16 protein-coding genes are annotated in these 16,853 nt (G+C 67.0%); 7 read left to right on the top strand and 9 right to left on the bottom strand.

The window, feature by feature from the left end; genetic code table 11:
• Positions 1–59 precede the first annotated feature (59 nt).
• A complete protein-coding gene (locus ACLBW1_RS03905) occupies positions 60–710 on the top strand; it encodes a VWA domain-containing protein (RefSeq protein ID WP_447810198.1) in 651 nt (216 codons plus the stop codon).
• On the opposite strand, the gene ACLBW1_RS03900 is transcribed toward ACLBW1_RS03905, so the two are convergent.
• From ACLBW1_RS03900 to ACLBW1_RS03880, 5 genes are all read right to left on the bottom strand, one after another.
• Positions 636–1,505 (bottom strand): ABC transporter ATP-binding protein, encoded by an 870-nt coding sequence (locus ACLBW1_RS03900; RefSeq protein ID WP_447810196.1) that lies wholly within the window; start codon positions 1,503–1,505, stop codon positions 636–638. The two genes, ACLBW1_RS03905 and ACLBW1_RS03900, sit on opposite strands and share 75 nt — an antisense overlap.
• Positions 1,502–2,572, bottom strand: coding sequence for a FecCD family ABC transporter permease (locus ACLBW1_RS03895; protein ID WP_447811131.1), 1,071 nt, complete (start codon positions 2,570–2,572; stop codon positions 1,502–1,504). The genes ACLBW1_RS03900 and ACLBW1_RS03895 overlap by 4 nt, the downstream gene beginning before the upstream one ends.
• Before the next feature lie 17 nt (positions 2,573–2,589).
• A complete protein-coding gene (locus ACLBW1_RS03890) occupies positions 2,590–3,645 on the bottom strand; it encodes a FecCD family ABC transporter permease (RefSeq protein WP_447810195.1) in 1,056 nt (351 codons plus the stop codon).
• Between the two features lie 6 nt (positions 3,646–3,651).
• On the bottom strand, positions 3,652–4,530 hold the full coding sequence (locus tag ACLBW1_RS03885) for a siderophore-interacting protein (RefSeq protein WP_447810193.1): 879 nt from the start codon (positions 4,528–4,530) through the stop codon (positions 3,652–3,654).
• Between the two features lie 188 nt (positions 4,531–4,718).
• Positions 4,719–6,035 carry an acetyl-CoA C-acetyltransferase gene (locus tag ACLBW1_RS03880; RefSeq protein WP_447810192.1) on the bottom strand — a complete coding sequence of 439 codons (1,317 nt, stop codon included), beginning with the start codon at positions 6,033–6,035 and terminating at the stop codon, positions 4,719–4,721.
• Positions 6,036–6,176: 141 nt separating this feature from the next.
• Here ACLBW1_RS03880 and ACLBW1_RS03875 point away from each other — a divergent pair, with 141 nt between their 5' ends.
• The 4 genes from ACLBW1_RS03875 (at position 6,177) to ACLBW1_RS03860 (ending at position 10,261) form a co-directional block, all read left to right on the top strand.
• Complete coding sequence (locus ACLBW1_RS03875; protein ID WP_447810191.1) at positions 6,177–7,541, top strand: 3-oxoacyl-ACP reductase; 1,365 nt, start codon at positions 6,177–6,179, stop codon at positions 7,539–7,541.
• Position 7,542: 1 nt separating this feature from the next.
• Positions 7,543–8,421: a MaoC/PaaZ C-terminal domain-containing protein gene (locus tag ACLBW1_RS03870; protein WP_447810190.1), complete on the top strand. Its 879-nt coding sequence runs from the start codon at positions 7,543–7,545 to the stop codon at positions 8,419–8,421.
• A 148-nt stretch (positions 8,422–8,569) separates the two neighbouring features.
• Entirely contained in the window at positions 8,570–9,202 is a 633-nt protein-coding gene (locus ACLBW1_RS03865) for a CsbD family protein (protein WP_447810189.1), read from the top strand.
• Between the two features lie 87 nt (positions 9,203–9,289).
• Positions 9,290–10,261 carry an aldo/keto reductase gene (locus ACLBW1_RS03860; RefSeq protein ID WP_447810187.1) on the top strand — a complete coding sequence of 324 codons (972 nt, stop codon included), beginning with the start codon at positions 9,290–9,292 and terminating at the stop codon, positions 10,259–10,261.
• A gap of 13 nt (positions 10,262–10,274) precedes the next feature.
• On the opposite strand, the gene ACLBW1_RS03855 is transcribed toward ACLBW1_RS03860, so the two are convergent.
• From ACLBW1_RS03855 to ACLBW1_RS03845, 3 genes are read right to left on the bottom strand one after another with little or no spacing between them, the layout of a single operon-like run.
• A complete protein-coding gene (locus ACLBW1_RS03855) occupies positions 10,275–12,026 on the bottom strand; it encodes a hypothetical protein (protein ID WP_447810186.1) in 1,752 nt (583 codons plus the stop codon).
• Positions 12,023–12,727 carry a hypothetical protein gene (locus ACLBW1_RS03850; RefSeq protein ID WP_447810185.1) on the bottom strand — a complete coding sequence of 235 codons (705 nt, stop codon included), beginning with the start codon at positions 12,725–12,727 and terminating at the stop codon, positions 12,023–12,025. Before ACLBW1_RS03850 ends, ACLBW1_RS03855 begins: the two co-directional genes overlap by 4 nt.
• On the bottom strand, positions 12,718–13,536 hold the full coding sequence (locus ACLBW1_RS03845; protein WP_447810184.1) for a hypothetical protein: 819 nt from the start codon (positions 13,534–13,536) through the stop codon (positions 12,718–12,720). The genes ACLBW1_RS03850 and ACLBW1_RS03845 overlap by 10 nt, the downstream gene beginning before the upstream one ends.
• A gap of 289 nt (positions 13,537–13,825) precedes the next feature.
• On the opposite strand from ACLBW1_RS03845, the gene ACLBW1_RS03840 reads away from it, so the two are divergent.
• Both ACLBW1_RS03840 and ACLBW1_RS03835 read left to right on the top strand, forming a co-directional pair.
• Positions 13,826–15,379, top strand: a complete 1,554-nt coding sequence (locus ACLBW1_RS03840; RefSeq protein WP_447810183.1) for a DUF222 domain-containing protein — start codon at positions 13,826–13,828, stop codon at positions 15,377–15,379.
• A gap of 28 nt (positions 15,380–15,407) precedes the next feature.
• Positions 15,408–16,325 carry an alpha/beta fold hydrolase gene (locus tag ACLBW1_RS03835; protein WP_447810182.1) on the top strand — a complete coding sequence of 306 codons (918 nt, stop codon included), beginning with the start codon at positions 15,408–15,410 and terminating at the stop codon, positions 16,323–16,325.
• On the opposite strand, the gene ACLBW1_RS03830 is transcribed toward ACLBW1_RS03835, so the two are convergent.
• A complete protein-coding gene (locus tag ACLBW1_RS03830; RefSeq protein ID WP_447810181.1) occupies positions 16,322–16,831 on the bottom strand; it encodes a MarR family winged helix-turn-helix transcriptional regulator in 510 nt (169 codons plus the stop codon). The genes ACLBW1_RS03835 and ACLBW1_RS03830 overlap by 4 nt on opposite strands.
• Between the last annotated feature and the right edge of the window lie 22 nt (positions 16,832–16,853).

Below are 16,853 nucleotides of genomic sequence, written 5' to 3'. Positions count from 1 at the left end.
TCGCCTCATCGAGTTCCACCCGACGTCGCGTTCGCGACGGTGACCGCAAGGAGTCCACCATGACCGACCCGAATCTGTCCCTCGTCGCCGCGCTGCTCGATCGATCCGGCTCCATGCAGTCCATCGCCGACGACACGCGTGGCGGCTTCGACGCGTTCATCGCGACCGAACGTGCGGCCGAGGGCTCCACGGTGGTCACCCTGGCCCAGTTCGACGACCATTACGAGCTCGTGTACACCGACCGTCCGATCGCCTCGGTGCCGCCGCTGGTCCTCGAACCGCGCGGGATGACCGCCCTCTACGACGCCGTCGGTCGGTTCGTCACCGAGGTCGGTGCGGGGCTGGCCGCACTGCCCGAGGAGTCGAGGCCCGGCTCGGTGACGGTGGTGGTGATGACCGACGGTCACGAGAACTCGAGTCGCGAGTGGACGAACGAGTCCGTGCGGGAGCTGATCGGGCGGCAGGAATCGGAGTACTCGTGGGATTTCGTGTTCCTCGGCGCGAACATGGATGCCGTCGAGGTCGGCGCGGGCCTGGGTTTCGCGCCCGAGAAGTCGATGACCTACGCGGCGACCGCGGGCGGGGTCTCCGCGGCGTTCGACTCCATGGCCGGCTACCAGCAGCGCAAACGCACGTCACGCACCGAGGGGCGGACCGTCGTCGCCGAGGGGTTCACCGACGACGAGCGGCAGCGGTCCTCCGGTCGGTGACGGGCCGCGACGAGAGGCGCGCGGGATCACCAGCGGGGTCCCCGTCTCGGGGTCGTCGATGATGCGGCACCGCAGACCGTAGACCTCCTCGACCAGCTCGGCGGTGATCACCTCGGACGGATCACCCTGCGCCACGATCGATCCCGCCTTCATCGCGATGATGTGGTGGGCGAAGCGGCAGGCGTGGTTCAGATCGTGCAGGACGGCGATGACGGTGCGATCAGCCTCGGCGTTCAGATCGGTGAACAGGTCGAGTAATTCGATCTGGTGGGCGATGTCGAGGAAGGTTGTCGGCTCGTCGAGCAGGATGAGCGGGGTCTGCTGTGCGAGCACCATCGCGACCCAGACCCGTTGTCGCTGACCACCGGACAGCTCGTCGACCGGTCGACCGGAGATCTCCGAGATGCCGGTGGCGGCGAGCGCATCCCGGACGGCTGCCTCGTCGTCGCGGGAGTACTGCCGGAACAGCTTCTGGTGCGGGAAACGCCCGCGGGCGACGAGATCGGCGACGGTGATGCCATCCGGCGCGATCGACGACTGCGGCAGGAGACCCAGCCTGCGGGCGACGTCCTTCGTGTCGAGCGAGGAGATGTCGGCGCCGTCGAGCACGACGAGTCCACCCGCCGGCCGCAGCAGTCGCGCCAGTCCGCGGAGCAGCGTCGACTTACCGCAGGCGTTGGGTCCGACGATCGCGGTGATCGCACCGGGGACGATGTCGACGCTGAGTCCGTCGACGATCAGGTCGGTGCCGTACCCGAGGGACAGGCCTTTCGCCTGCAGGCTGATGTCGGTCATCGGGCCCTCCTGGCCTGGACGACGAGCAGATACACGAGATAGAGCCCTCCGACCGACACCGTGACCGCACCGACGGGCAGTTGCGCCGGGGCCACGATCTTCTGGGCGACGAGATCACTGAGCAGCAGCAGGAACGCCCCCATGACGCCGGCCGAGATCATGCCGACCCCGGGCGCACCGGTGAGACGACGGGCGAGTTGCGGGGCGGCGAGGGCGACGAAGGAGATGGGGCCGGCGGCTGCGGCGGCGACCGCCACCAGTACCACGCCGATCACGAAGAACCCGACCCGCGCCCGCTCGGGACGCACACCGAGTGCGCCCGCGGCGTCGTCGCCCATCTGCATGATCGGCAGCCGCGTACCCATCGTGAGCAGTGCCGCGACGGCGAGCAGCACACACACCAGCACGGGGTAGAGCTGATCCCATTCGAGACCGTTGAGCGTGCCCTGGTTCCAGATGGATGCGGTGACGGCCTGCTGCAGCTTGATGCGGATGACGATCCACTGGTTCACCGAGCTGAGCGCGGCGCCGATCGCAATCCCCACGATGATCAGCCGGAATCCGGCGACGCCGTTGCGGTAGGCGAGCAGATACACGACGACGGCGGTGAGGATTCCGCCGATCGTGGCGCCGAGTGCGGTCAGGTAGTAGCCGCCGCCGAACGCCGCGATCGCGACGAGAGCGCCCGTGTAGGCGCCGGTGGTGAACCCGATGACGTCGGGGCTGCCCAGCGGATTGCGGGTCAGCGCCTGGAAGATCGCGCCCGAGATCCCCAGCGCCGCACCGATCACCAGGGCCAGCAGGATGCGGGGCATCCGGAAGTCGAGCACGACGACACGGGTGAAGGAGGCGTCCTGGCCGGCGACGACCCGCAGCACGTCCATCGGCGAGACGGGGTACTCCCCGATGCCCAACGCGACCACGGCGAGCACCACGCTGCCGATCGCCAGCACCGACAGCGAGGCGACGGTTCGGGTGGAGGCGCGCAGCGACAGGTGCCGGCCGCGCCGCAGGACGAGCTGGCGGTGTCCGAAGTCGATGTCGTCGTGAGACCTCCCGCGCACCATGAGCGCGGCCGCGCGGATCACAGGCCGGTCGCGTTCGATCGACGGATGAGCCAGACCAGGACGGGCGCGCCGAGGAACGCCGTGACGATGCCGACCGGCAGCTCGCCCGGTGCCACGATGACGCGGCCGACGATGTCGGCCGCGAGCATCAACGACGGGGCGGCGACGATGCAGTAGGCGCAGATCCAGCGCCAGTCGGGACCGGTGAACCACCGCACTGCGTGCGGGACCATCAGGCCCACGAATCCGATGGGCCCCGCGGCGGCGGTGGCCGATCCCGCGAGGAGGGTCACCGACACGAGCCCGAGCACGCGGGTGCGGATCACGTTGCCGCCCATGGCCGCGGCGAGGTCGTCGCCGAGGGCGACCGCGTTGAGAGACCGGCTCACGTGTATCGCCAGCAGAACCCCGACGACGACGAACGGCGCGATCACCCACACCGTGGACAGCGGCCTGCCGTCGAACGCGCCGGCGTCCCAGAAGCGGAGCTTGTCGAAGGCACGTGGGTTGCGCAGACGGATCGTGTAGCCGACCCCGTCCATCACCGCGCCGATCGCGACACCGGCGAGCAGTACACGCACCGGTGTCGCCTCGGCCCGGCCGGTCATGCCCACGGCGAACACGAACACCATGGCCACCAGCGCGCCGAGGAACGCGAACCAGATGTACGACATCAGCGATGTGATGCCACCGAAGGCGATGGCCGAGACCACGAACAGTCCTGCACCCGAGTTGATCCCGAGGATCTGGGTGTCGGCGAGCGGGTTGCGGGTGATGCCCTGGATCAGCGCGCCGCACAGTCCCAGGCACACGCCGACCACGATGCCCAGCACGGTGCGGGGGATGCGCAGGTCGTGCACGATCCATTCGTCGCCGGTGTCGGTGTAGTCGGTCACCGCCCGCCAGACGGTGCCCAGGCCGACCGACTGGGTGCCGATCGCGAGGCTCGCGAGGCTCATGATCACGAGGCTCCCGATGACGACGAGCAGTCCGATCCAGCGCTTGCGCGCGAGGGCGGCGTGCGGCAGCGCGTCCCCGGCGATCAGGTCGGGAGGGTCGAACGTGGAGACCACGCCGGGCTACAGGCCGGCGCGTTCGAGCGCGAGATCGAACTCCTCGGAGGCGACCTTGTCGCCCTTGCCGTCGGCGAGGGCCTGCGAGTACACCGCGACCAGTTCGTCGCTCATCGACTCGAACTTCTGATCCCAGGTCTCGGCGTCGAAGCGCCAGTAGCCGAGGATGTCGTACTGCTCCCGCGCCCAGTTGTGTTCACGGCGCAGGTGTTTGCGCACCGCTCGCGATTCGGAGGCCTCGGCGGCGAACCAGCAGTAGCCCCGCCCGGCGGGATGCTCGAGCGCACGGATGTGGTCGGCGAGGGCGCCGGCGGCGTAGCCGTTGCCGGTCCCCACCGAGGTGATGAGGGTGACGTCGGGGTGGGTGGGCAGGTAAGCGAGATCGGCATCGTCGGCGACCTCGACGATCGCGATGCCCGGCGTACCGGCGGTCCACTCCTCGATGATCCGCGCGAGGGCGGGCAGACCGGAGAGGTCGGCGACGAGGAGTTGCCACTCGGCGGCGGGGTCGGGGTGGTACCAGCTGCGGGCGTGGGCGAGGACGACCTGATCGCCGATCGACGCCGAGCGTGCGAAGTCGCTGGCGATCCCCCGTTCGTGCAGCACGATGTCGACGGTGATCTGTCGTGGGCCGGGACCGGCGGTGCGGATCGAGTAGTTGCGGCCGTGCGGTGCGGTGTCGAGATCGAAGTAGGCCCAGACGCCGTCGCGGCACTCCATCGCCGGCGGCGCGACCTGTCCGGGTTCGGGGAAGTAGATGCCGACCGCGTCGTCGGCGTCACCCGGCAGTCCGAGGTCGGCGAGCGACGGGACGTCGAACACGAGGCGACGGATTCGCGGCGCGGGGTCGGAGATGGCGACGACGGCGCCGAACACAGTTCCCATGACTGTAGGCTAACCTAAGTTAAAACCGGGGCCATGGGGCACAAAAAACTTCGGCCGAGCTGCCGGGTCGGGGGTCTGGCAGCTCAGCCGAAGCTGTAGGGGATATCGGGGTCACCGGGCCGGGCGTTACACAATCCCCGAAAGAATTTTTCCGGGCCCGGTGACCTGCGATTATCCGGTGAGGGTGATCAGGCCTCGACGATCGCGGTGACGCCCTGGCCACCGGCGGCACAGATCGAGATGAGTGCGCGACCGCCGCCGTTGGCGTGCAGCATCTTCGCGGTGTGGGCGACGATGCGACCGCCGGTCGCGGCGAAGGGGTGCCCCGCGGCCAGCGAGGAACCCTTCACGTTGAGCTTGCTGCGGTCGATCGAACCGAGTGCGGCGTCGAGTCCGAGGCGGCCCTTGCAGTACTCGTCGGACTCCAGCGCGGCGAGGGTGCAGAGCACGACCGACGCGAACGCCTCGTGGATCTCGTAGAAGTCGAAGTCCTGCAGGGTGAGGCCGTTGCGCTCGAGCAGACGCGGGATGGCGTAGGTCGGCGCCATCAGCAGGCCGTCGGGGCCGTTGACGTAGTCGACCGCGGCGGTCTCGACGTCGACGAGGTGGGCGAGGACGGGGAGCTTCTTGTCCGCGGCCCAGTCGTCGGAGGCCAGCAGCACCGCCGACGCGCCGTCGGTGAGCGGGGTCGAGTTGCCGGCGGTCATGGTGGCGTCGCCGAGGCCGACACCGAAGACGGGCTTGAGCTTGGCGAGCTTCTCCACGGAGCTGTCCGCACGGAGGTTCTCGTCGCGGGTCAGGCCGAGGAACGGCGTGATGAGGTCGTCGAAGAAGCCCTCGTCGTACGCCTTGGCCATGTTCTGGTGGCTCGCAGCGGCCAACGCGTCCTGGTCGGCGCGCTTGATGCCGAACTCCTTGGCCGTGATGGCGGCGTGCTCGCCCATCGACATGCCGGTGCGCGGCTCACCGTTCTGCGGGATGTTGATGCCGAGCTTGGGCAGCAGTGCGAGCACACCCTTCACGCGGTCGGCGGTGCTCTTGGCCCGGTTGACCTCGAGCAGGGCCTGACGCAGCGGCTCGGACACGGCGATGGGGGCGTCGGAAGTGGTGTCGACGCCGCCGCCGATGCCGGCGTCGAACTTGCCGGTCGCGATGCCGTCGGCGACCAACGAGACCGCCGAGAGACCGGTGCCGCAGGCGTGCTGGACATCGATGGCCGGGGTGTAGGGCGACAGCGACGAACCGAGGACCGATTCGCGGATCAGGTTGAAGTCACGCGAGTGCTTGAGGACGGCGCCACCGGCGACGAGACCGAGGCGCTCACCCTGCAGGCTGAACCGGCTGACCAGGCCGTCGAGGGCCGCGGTGAACATGTCCTGGTTGCTCGCCTTCGCGTAGGCCTTGTTCTGGCGCGCGAACGGGATGCGGTTGCCGCCGACGATCGCCACCGGGCGCAGGGTCTTGGCCTTCGCGGCGGTCTTGGACTTGCTTGCTGATGTAGCCACTTGGAGATCTCCCGGGTGTCGTGAGGACGCTATGGAGTATTCTTACTCGCGAGTAAGATACCTGTCGAACCTCGATCACACCATCGCGCGCTGGGCCGACCAGCCACAGCGAACACCGCCCCATCGAAAAGGAGTTCCGCCGTGTCAGCCAACGGAAACACCGGCCTGTACTCGCAGTTCGTCCATTCCCTGCCCGGGTCGTTCCTCGCCAAGCAGGCCGGCCTCCCGGTGCCGCCGCCGCTGCGTCGCTACAAGCCGTCCGACCCGGCGCTCACCGGTCCGGTGCTGCTCGGTGGTTCGGGACGTCTGATCGAGCCGCTGCGCGAGATGCTCTCGACGCCCGACTACGAGGTCATCAGCAACAACACGACCGGCAAGTCGGCCGACAAGTTCGGCGGCGTGGTCCTCGACGCGACCGGCATCACCTCGCCGAAGGACCTCAAGGAGATCTACGAGTTCTTCAACCCCGTGATGCGGTCGGTCACCCCCTGCGCGCGCTTCGTCGTCATCGGCACCACCCCCGAGCTCATCACCGATCCCAACGAGCGTGTCGCCCAGCGCGCACTCGAGGGCTTCACCCGCTCGCTGGGCAAGGAGCTGCTCAAGGGTTCGACCGCGCAGCTCGTGTACGTCGCGCCCGGCGCCTCGACCGGCCTCTCGGGCCTCGAGTCGACGCTGCGCTTCATCCTCTCGGCCAAGTCGACCTTCGTCGACGCACAGGTGATCCGCGTCGGCACCGACGAGGCCACCGCCCCCGCGAACTGGGACAAGCCGCTCGAGGGCAAGGTCGCCGTCGTGACCGGTGCGGCCCGCGGCATCGGCGCCACCATCGCCGAGGTGCTCGCCCGTGACGGCGCGCATGTCATCGTCGCCGACATCCCGGCCGCCGGTGAGGCGCTGTCGAAGACCGCCAACAAGGTCAACGGCACCGCGTTCCCGATCGACGTGACCGCGGAGGACGCCGGCACCAAGCTCGCCGAGCACGTCAAGGAGCGCCACGGCGGCCTCGACATCATCGTCAACAACGCAGGCATCACCCGCGACAAGTTGCTCGCCAACATGGACGAGGGCCGCTGGGATTCGGTGATCGCCGTCAACCTCATCGCCCCGCAGAAGCTCGTCGACGACCTCGTCGCCGCCGACGCCCTGAAGTCCGGTGGCGCCGTCATCGACGTCTCGTCGATCGCCGGTATCGCGGGCAACCGCGGCCAGACCAACTACGGCACCTCGAAGGCCGGAGTCGTCGGCCTCGTCGATGCCTACGCGCCGGTTCTCGCCGAGAAGGGCATCACCATCAACGCGGTGGCGCCCGGCTTCATCGAGACCGCGATGACCGCCGCGATCCCGCTGGCCACCCGTGAGGCGGGCCGCCTGATGAGCTCGCTGCAGCAGGGTGGACAGACCGTCGACGTCGCCGAGACCGTCGCCTACTTCGCCAACCCGGCGTCGTCGGCCGTCACCGGCAACGTGGTCCGCGTGTGCGGCCAGGCCCTGCTGGGCGCCTGACATGGCCAACACCGTTGCGCTGAAGTCGCTTCCGGCGACGTCCGACGTCTACCGCAGCGCGGTGCTGGGCATGCTGCCCGGCATCGGCAAGGGCGGTTCGGTACGTCCCGACGCCACCCTGCCCGACACCGTCTACACGGTGTCGGCGCTGAAGACCGACATCGACAAGGTGCGTCAGTACTGCCTCGCGACCGGGCAGCAGTTCGGTGAGCACCTGCCGCTCACCTATCCGTTCGTCGCGCAGTTCCCGCTGATGATGCAGACGATGGTCGCGCCTGCGTTCCCGTTCGGTGCAGTCGGTTCGGTGCACCTGGAGAACCGCATCCACCGGCTCCGTCCGATCGCGCTGGGTGAGCCGTTGAGCATCGCCACGCACGCCGAGAACCTCCGTGAACACCGCAAGGGCATGCTCGTCGACATCGTGAGCCGCATCAGCGTGGGCAGCGAACTCGTCACCGAGCAGACCTCGACCCTGCTCAAGCAGCAGCGCACGTCGCTGTCGGGCGGACCGAAGTCGACGCCGCCGAAGGATCACCGTCCGCCGGCGCCCGACGTGTCGTTGGCCGTGGACCTCGGGCGGATCCGCTCGTACGCCGCGGCGAGCGGTGACCGCAACCCGATCCACATGGCGAACCTGACCGCGAAGGCGTTCGGTTTCCCGCGTGCCATCGCCCATGGCATGTGGACGGCGGCGGCGGTGCTCGCGAACGTGGAGGCCTACCTCCCCGACGAGGTGACCTACGAGGCGAAGTTTGGCAAGCCGATCCTGCTGCCCGCGAAGGTCAACGGCTACGTCGACAGCACCGAAGGTGGCTGGGACGTCTCGGTGCTCAACCGCAGCAAGGGCTACCCGCACCTGACGGGCACGCTGCGAGGCTGAGCTCGATGTCTGCCGAACTCCCTATCGTGATAGTCATCACGATAGGGAGTTCGTGCATAACGGCTGTCCGTTACGACAACAACAGACAAGTAGTACGAGAGCGGCTCGAGACCCAGCGGGCCCGGTGATCACAAAGGAGTGGATTCCCATGGCTGCAGATTTCATCGACAAAGCCCAGAACAAGGCACAGGAAGTCGCCGGCGAGGCCAAGAAGGCCGTTGGCGAGGCGACCGACAACGACGACCTCAAGGCGGAGGGCACCACCGACAAGGCGGGCGCGAAGGCCAAGCAGGCCGGCAACAAGGTCTCCGACGCCGCGGACAAGGCTGCCGACGCTGCCGGTGACGTCGCCGACGAGGCGAAGGACAAGGCCGATGAGGTCGCCGACAAGGCCAAGGACGCCGCCTCGGACGCGAAGGCTCAGGCGAAGGATGTCGCCGGCCAGGTGAAGGACGCGGCCCAGGGCACCAAGGAAGAGGCCAAGGACATCGCGCAGGACGCGAAGGCCAAGGCCGAGAGCGCCGCCGACGATGCCAAGGAGAAGGCCTCCGAGGTCGCCGACAAGGCCAAGGATGTCGCGTCTGACGCGAAGGAGCAGGCGAAGGACGTCGCGCAGAACGCGGAGAAGAAGGTCAACGAGGTCGCCGACAAGGTGGCATCGAACATCCGCAGCATCGACAGCAACGATGTCGAGAAGGCCGCGTCGAACCCGGCGCTGCTCGCCGGTGTGTTCGCCGTGATCGCAGGCATCATCGCCGCGATCATCATCAAGCGTCGCTGACGCTTTCGTCTCCACTGCGACGGCGCCGCTCCCCCAGCCGGGAGCGGCGCCGTTTCACGTTCGCACACAACGGAGTACAACGGGCACATGCGTACAACCACCCTCGGGACACTCGAAGTAGGACGAATCGGACTCGGCGCCATGGGCATGTCCCATGGTTACGGCGGGGCGGGCAGTGATGACGAGGAGTCGATCCGGACCATCCACCGCGCCATCGACCTCGGCGTCACCTTGATCGACACCGCCGAGGTCTACGGGCCGTACATCAACGAGGAGTTGGTCGGTCGCGCATTGAAGGGTCGACGTGACTCGGTGGTGCTGGCCACGAAGTTCGGGCTCATCTCGCACCAGGGTGGCGACGGCGCCGACAGCAGCCCTGCCAATGTCCGCGCCGCGGTGGAGGGTTCGCTGCGGCGGCTCGACGTCGACCACGTCGACCTCTGCTACCAGCACCGAGTCGACCCGAACACCCCCATCGAGGACACCGTGGGCGCGATGGCCGAGCTGGTGGCCGAGGGCAAGGTGCGGCACCTCGGTCTGTCGGAGGCGGCGGTCGGCACCATTCGCCGCGCGCATGCGGTGCATCCCATCACCGCGTTGCAGTCGGAGTACTCGTTGTTCACGCGCGACCCCGAGGACGGTGTCCTGGCGGTGTTGGCCGAGCTCGGCATCGGGTTCGTGCCCTATTCGCCGCTCGGGCGCGGATTCCTCACGGGCCAGATCCGCTCGGTCGATCAGATCGCGTCGGACGACTTCCGCGCCGACAATCCTCGATTCGTGGCCGAGAACTTCGCGCGCAACCTCGAACTCGTCGAGATCGTCGAGGCCGTCGCCGCCGAGGCCGGCGCGACCACCGGCCAGGTCGCTCTCGCCTGGTTGCTCTCGCGCGGCGAGCACATCGTGCCGATCCCGGGCACCAAGCGTCGTGAGCGGGTCGAGGAGAACGTGGGCGCCGATGCGATCACCCTGACCGCCGAACAACTCTCACGTCTGGATTCACTCCCGGCCGCCGCCGGCGAGCATCACAATGCGGCTCAAATGCAGATGATCGAGCGCTGAGAGGGTTAGTCGTTCAGCGCGATTGTCGCGGCGGGGTGGGCTTGTCGTCGGAGGTGTCGAGGTTCAGACCCCCAAGCACGGTCGGTGCCACGTCGTCGAGTTCGCCGACGATCTCCTCGCCGTTCTCTGTCGACCTCAGGTAGCGCGCAGTCTTGTGTTTACCGTCGCCTTCCCCGCCGGCCTGGGCGCCACGGCCACCCATGGGCGCCGCAGATGTACCCGCCGGGCCGGCTTTCGATGTCGCGGCCTGCTCGGCGGCCAACGCCTTCTCCGCCGCCGACATCGCGCCCGCGCCACGAGCGCTCAGTGCGCTCTCGCTCGCTCCGGCCTTGCCGAGTCCGCCTGCACCGGCACCGGCTCCTCCCCCACCGCCGCCTCCACCGGCTTTGGCAGCCTTCATCGCGGCCTTCTCTGCGGCCGCCTTCTCAGCCGCCGCAGCGTCCTTCATCGCGCCCAGACCCGACGACTTCGTCGACGCCGACCCCAGACCACCGCGGGTGAGACCCTCTGCGGACTTACCCATCTGAGATGCGGCAGACGCAGGATTGCCCGCGCCCGACGAGGGTGCCGCACCGGGCTTTGCGCCACTCGCCGCCGCGCCCGTGGTGGGCGGGGTACCACTGCCGGAACGCTGGAGTTGCGAAGCAGCGTTACGACTCGCCGTGGCAGCAGCACCTCCGCCGCCGGCACCTCCCCCTCCACCTCCGGAGTTACCACCGGAACCACCAGAGAACTGGCCACCAGCAAGAGTGTTGTTCCCACCACTAGGGGCCTTCGGCCCCATGCCGGGCAGGTACAACGGCGTCCCTGCCACCGGACTCGTCGGATCCGACAGGTTCACCATCGACCCGTTCATCGTGCCAACTGGCGGGTTCCACGTGGAACTCAGTTGAGATTGAGACAATCCGTCGAAGCTTTGATGCACCACCAGAGCGTTCTCAGGCGTTGCCGACGCCAGAGCGGTTTCGCGGTTGTGCTGCAACATCTGCACCTGCGATTTCGAATGTTCCACCCAGCCCGCCCACGACGAGATGGCAGTCGAGTTCGCCTGCGCCTCATCGGAGATCCGCTTGCCACTATCCGAGAACTGGGTCATCGACTGCTTCATCTTCGACGCCGCCTCGCCGGAGAAGACCTCGGTCCCCAGAATCGAGATGTGTGCGTCGAAGTTCGCAAACGCTGCCTGTAACTGCTGTGCCAGCTGCGCCCACTGCTGCGCCAGCGTCGTCAGATTGCCCGGAACTGCACCGCCTAGTGCAGCCAGCGCCGGATCGAGATTAAAATTCGGAAGCGGCTCGGGAGTAACCCCCAACGGAAACGGCCCCGCCGTCGGAGAACCGTGTGGCTGCCCCAGCATCGACGTTGCACCCGCCAGCGGGTCGTTCGACTTCGGTAACGGATACTCCGTCATCCCTGTCGCCTGCTTCGTCAGCGGATTGATCCCATCCGGCGAATTCAACGCGGCCGCAATAGCCCGCTGAGATTCGTCGTCCTGATCGATTAGTCGTTGCCCCGCGGCTCGCGCCGATTGTTGGACGTCTTCAATTTCTTTCTTGAGGAGTTTCAGAGCGTTGTCAGCCAGGATACCTAAATTGTGAAGCCCTTTATCAAGAGCACTTCCCGACGCATAAATTCCGCTGCCAGACGCGTTTTTCAAATTTCCTGCGCCCACTAACAAGCCGTCGATGACACCAGCGAGGACACTGCAAGCGTTGACAACCTTCGTGGCGGCGTCGGGGTCAAGTCGAAAATCCTCTCCGCTCACGACGTAGGCCTCATCTGACTCGGCGACTTGGGAAGCAGCGGACCCAGGATTCGCGCTGCGGCGAGGGTCCGATCGCAGATTCTATCTTCGGACTTGAAATCAATCAGCTGCGTTGTTGCCGTTCCATAAAACGTCCCCCACGCAACCTCACACGAGTACGGTCCTCCTACGTCGTTCGTATCCGAATCCCGCAGTTCAAAACCCCTTACATTGGAGAATATGGCTACTTCTCCGGTCCCGACTGGCTTTAACGAAGGAGCGGACATATGTTCGGTCAAGTTGTTTACAAAAATATTCGCCGCGAAAATAGAGTCGTTCGATATCGATTTTTTTAAAGTACAGTTTTGATAGACGAGTGGCGATCCAACGAACCCTTTTTTCTTGCTGTCCACGCCGAGCTTGTTCATTGCTTCAGGTGTGATGAATCCGCAGATATCGGGCATGTTCTTGTCGTAGGGGCTTTTGCCTATCGGGACGGTGGTGACGACGCCGGTCATGTCCTTGGTCGAGTTGAGGTCGAGAACGGAGTCCTTCTCGACACTCGGGGCGACCGACGCTGACTGGATGTTCGCCGAGGACGACGGCGCAGGGTCGGCCGAGCCGCCACCGGAACTGCACGCCGACACAGCCACCACAGTCGCTGCCAACACGCTGACGAACGCCCCGCCGACTCCGAATTGCCTACGCACCATCATCCCCATTCCGCGCTCGCGCGCGAGTCGTATCGCTTCTTCACGGCGTTCACTGCACGTCTCATGCTCGATGCCATCCTGGCATCATCGACCCCCACCGCAGTCCCGGGAGAGTCGATCACCAGCAGATACCGTCCGTCTTTGTCGATGTCGCGGTATTGCAGCGTGAGCCGCTCGGGGCGCCGTCCGTCCACCTCTGAGCCGACCTGCACCCGGATCGACCCACAGGTGGTGGGCTTCTCATGGACGAAGGCCCCCGCCGCGGTCGTTTTCGGCGCATCCGCCGACACCTGGCGTAGCACCTCCACGTCGATGGGCAGGTCGTAGAACGGCACGTCGGCATCGGCCGGAAGTCGCCCCGGGCCGCTGGAAGTCGGCAACAGGCGAACAAGATCGTCGGTCCAGGTGTCGAGCCGGGATCGCGTCACCGACACCTCACCACCGTGCGAAGGCGACGGTCCCGGCTTCTGGCGCACCACGATGACGTGCTCACCCGATCCACCCCATGCACTCACTACTCGAAGATGACTCGAAGTGTCGGAGAGTGGTTTTCGGGCGTCGAGCCCGAGCATTCCGATCGTGTAGCGCGGCCGTGTCAAGGCAGTGATGGCCTCAGACTTCGCCGACGTCGTGGCCGCGCGAAGGCGGGTGAGCTCCGATTTCTCGGTCGCGATCTGGTCGTCGGCGGTGTCGTACTTCTCATCGCCGAATGCGCAGAGCTCAGCAGGGAACTGTGTCCCGGCTGCATCTGCCCAAAGCAGTCGAAACTGCAGGGCCGACATCGTCCATGCGGAGTTCTCGGACACCGATTCAGTCACTAAAGGCCCCGCTCGCGTCGCCGGTGATCGCGTGTCCGCATTTCAGCACCGAGGTGACGAGGGACGCGCGAGTTGGACCGACCGCCTCCACAGTCACGTGTCCGACCCCCTCCGACAGCAGGGGCGCTGCCCGTCAGCGCCGCCATGATCGTACACATTTGCAGTTCTAACGGTCACCCGCTGATCCACAGGCCGACGCCCCGCGACAAAGCATCCACAGAAGCACACTGTTCACAGCCTGAAAATCGCGCAGCCGGGGATTGTCGTACCCCTGTTCTAGGGTTGGTTCATGGTCGACGGGGGTTGGGCTGGGGTGGAGGCGGGGTCGGTGGGGTTGCTCACCTACCACGTCGACGCGCCGGTAAACTCGTTGTTGGGCAACATGGTTCACGCCGCCGCAGGACAGGCCTACCTGGAATGGACCCGCTACCGCGACGCCGGGGAACTCCACCGCCAACTGGTGGGACCCGAGGAGACCTCGGATCGGCGGACATTTGATGCATTGATGCAGTGCGCGGCCCGGATCGCGTTGACCCATTCGATGTCGCAGGGCGCCGCCGAACGACTCGTGGACACCGCTGTCGCTCTACGCAATCGTCTACCGAAAGTGGCTGAGTGTTTGCGGGACGGGCGTCTCTCGCCGCGGTATGTGCGGACGATCGTCGAACGCACCGACCTCCTCCTCGACCACGAGGCGCAGGAGACCGTGGACGGCGAGGTCGCGGCGGCGTTGCGTCGGCGGGGGTCGTGGTCACCGTCACGGATCCGGGACATGGTCGACCGCAGCGTCTACCGGGTCGACCCCGATGCCGTTCGGGCCCGACGTAAAGCGGCGGTGGATGCGCGGGGGTTCTGGACCGAACGCCTCGAGGACGGCATGGCCCGGGTGGAGGCCACCAGTACGGCGGAGAGAGCGATCCAGATCTCGCGACGCGTCGACGCCCTCGCCCGTGCGGTCTGCAAGAACGATGGCCGGTCGTTGGCCGCACGGAAGTCCGATGCCCACTTCAGCCTCGTCATGGGTGTCGCCTGGGAATGCCACTGCGGGAACGACGACTGCGACGCGCCGACGGTCCCCGACCCGGATGCGCCCGCGGTGCGCGAGATTCCCGGCACCGGCAGCAACATGACCTTGCACGTCATCTGCGACCTCGAGACCGTCGCCGGTGACGGGGAGACACCATGTTTCCTCGACGGCTACGGCGTCATCTCCCCCGCCCACCTCGACGAGCTACTGCACGAGCCCGGGGTGTCGGTCAAACCGATCGGGCATCTCGATGACCCGATCGCCCCCCACACCCCCGGCAACCCCTACCGGCCGTCGACGGCGTTGGACACCGTTGTGCGGGCCCGATCCCTGTACTGCGACGTCGCCGGCTGCGACCGCGCCGCATGGGTGTGCGACATCGACCACACCCGCGAATACGACCACGACCACCCCGAACACGGCGGACAGACGTGTCCGGGGAACACCGGGTCGAAGTGCCGGTTCCACCACAACCTCAAAACCCACACCGCGTTCCTCGACGACCAAACCCACTCACGGGATGGCCGTACCGAACGGGTGATCATCACCCCCGAAGGCCTCACAGTGGATGGGCCCGCCTTCACCGGCGACGACCTGTTCCCCGCGCTCAAAGACATCCAGTTCACCGCACCCGAAAACGCACCACCAACCACCCACCCCGACGGCCCAGAACCTGCACCGACCAGACGCCGACCACGCCTGGCAGACAAACACGCCCGCCGACAGACAGAACGCGAACACAACCGCCGCACCCGCGAAGCCGAGGAACAAGCCCACGCCTCCGACCCGGACCAGGATGTCGACCCGCCCTTCTGATCCGACCGGCGGCCTAGACTCGCGTCCGATGACCGCCGCCGAGACCACGCCGCCCGAGCAGTTCCTCCGTGTCGGTGCGGTGACCCTGTGCTTCCAGGTGTTCGAACCGACGACCGAGCCGGCACCCGAACCACCGCCGACCGTTCTCCTCATCATGGGACTCGGTCTCGACATGCTGTGGTGGCGCGATGACTTCTGCCTCGACTTGACCCGACGAGGCCTTCGGGTGGTGCGCTTCGACAACCGCGACGTCGGCCGGTCGACCCGACTGCGCGGTCCGGTACCCACTGCGCTGCAATACCTTCGACGCCGCGCGCCCGTCGCCTACACCCTCGAGGACATGGCCGACGACACCGGCGGACTGATCCGGGCGGTCGCACCGAACGGCGCGCACATCGTCGGCGTGTCGCTCGGATCGATGATCGCGCAGCAGACCGCGATCCGACATCCCGACAGCGTCCGGTCACTCGTCTCGATCATGGGCCGACCCGGAGACGACAAAACCGGGAAGTCGTCGAAGCGATATCTGCTCGCGGCACTGCGCATCCCTAAGCCCGATCCGGTCGACGACATGATCGCGGCATTCGAACGCATCGGCTCACGCGGTCGCACCCAGGCCGACACCGACGACGTCCGCCACATCATGCCGCGGTCACTGGCACGGTCCACCGACGAATCCGGCTCGGGACGCCAGATCGCCGCGATCTTCGCCGAGACCGACCGCACCGCGGGACTGCGGGAATCGACGATGCCCGCGCTCGTCATCCACGGCGACCGTGACCCCGTGATCGCCCACTCCGGCGGTGAGGCGACGGCACGCGCTCTCCCCGACGCCGAACTCATGATCGTCCCCGACATGGGTCACGATCTCGCGCGCCGCTTCTGGCCCGAGATCCTCGACGGCATCGAGCGCACCGTTCGCCGCGGCGAAGCGACCGGCCGCTAGCCCGGCGATTCGCCGAGATCCCGCGCGTAGCCCCGCAGTGCATCGATCAACACCCCGAACACGCGGTGCGCAGTGGCGAGGTCGGCATCGTCGAGGTCGGCGAGCGCAGCGCGGGTGACCGCGCCGAGCGGTCCGAAGAACTCGCGCGCCACCTCCATGCCGTGCTCGTCGTAGCGCAGGATCACCCGCCGGCGATCGGTCGGATCCGGCTCGCGCCGAATGTGTTCGGAGGTGATCATCCGCTCCACGAGGTAGGTCATCGCCGCCGACGACATCCCCAGCGACGACCCGAGCTTGCCGACCGTGAGCGGTTCGCCGTCCACGTCGGCGACCATGATCCGCAACAGGGCCTGGAAATCGTTCGCGCTGAGATCATGCCGCCCGGCGAACACCCGACCGATCTGCTCCGACGCTGCCGACAGTGCGCGCAGGTCCGACGCCATCGCCGATTCGAGACCCGCGCGATCGAGCGCCTCACCGTCCTCGTGCGTCACCTCGTCATGCATCAGCTCAGGCTACGACCAACCC

The organism is Williamsia sp. M5A3_1d (assembly GCF_053345315.1).
This window is presented reverse-complemented; position numbering and strand designations above follow the sequence as displayed.

Excerpts from the sequence above, each read along its gene's own strand:
- ACLBW1_RS03905 (WP_447810198.1), top strand. The coding sequence starts at position 60 with ATGACCGACCCGAATCTGTCCCTCGTCGCCGCGCTGCTCGATCGATCC.
- ACLBW1_RS03900 (WP_447810196.1), bottom strand. The coding sequence starts at position 1,505 with ATGACCGACATCAGCCTGCAGGCGAAAGGCCTGTCCCTCGGGTACGGC.
- ACLBW1_RS03895 (WP_447811131.1), bottom strand. The coding sequence starts at position 2,572 with ATGGTGCGCGGGAGGTCTCACGACGACATCGACTTCGGACACCGCCAG.
- ACLBW1_RS03885 (WP_447810193.1), bottom strand. The coding sequence starts at position 4,530 with ATGGGAACTGTGTTCGGCGCCGTCGTCGCCATCTCCGACCCCGCGCCG.
- ACLBW1_RS03870 (WP_447810190.1), top strand. The coding sequence starts at position 7,543 with ATGGCCAACACCGTTGCGCTGAAGTCGCTTCCGGCGACGTCCGACGTC.
- ACLBW1_RS03865 (WP_447810189.1), top strand. The coding sequence starts at position 8,570 with ATGGCTGCAGATTTCATCGACAAAGCCCAGAACAAGGCACAGGAAGTC.
- ACLBW1_RS03860 (WP_447810187.1), top strand. The coding sequence starts at position 9,290 with ATGCGTACAACCACCCTCGGGACACTCGAAGTAGGACGAATCGGACTC.
- ACLBW1_RS03850 (WP_447810185.1), bottom strand. The coding sequence starts at position 12,727 with ATGGGGATGATGGTGCGTAGGCAATTCGGAGTCGGCGGGGCGTTCGTC.
- ACLBW1_RS03840 (WP_447810183.1), top strand. The coding sequence starts at position 13,826 with ATGGTCGACGGGGGTTGGGCTGGGGTGGAGGCGGGGTCGGTGGGGTTG.
- ACLBW1_RS03835 (WP_447810182.1), top strand. The coding sequence starts at position 15,408 with ATGACCGCCGCCGAGACCACGCCGCCCGAGCAGTTCCTCCGTGTCGGT.
- ACLBW1_RS03830 (WP_447810181.1), bottom strand. The coding sequence starts at position 16,831 with ATGCATGACGAGGTGACGCACGAGGACGGTGAGGCGCTCGATCGCGCG.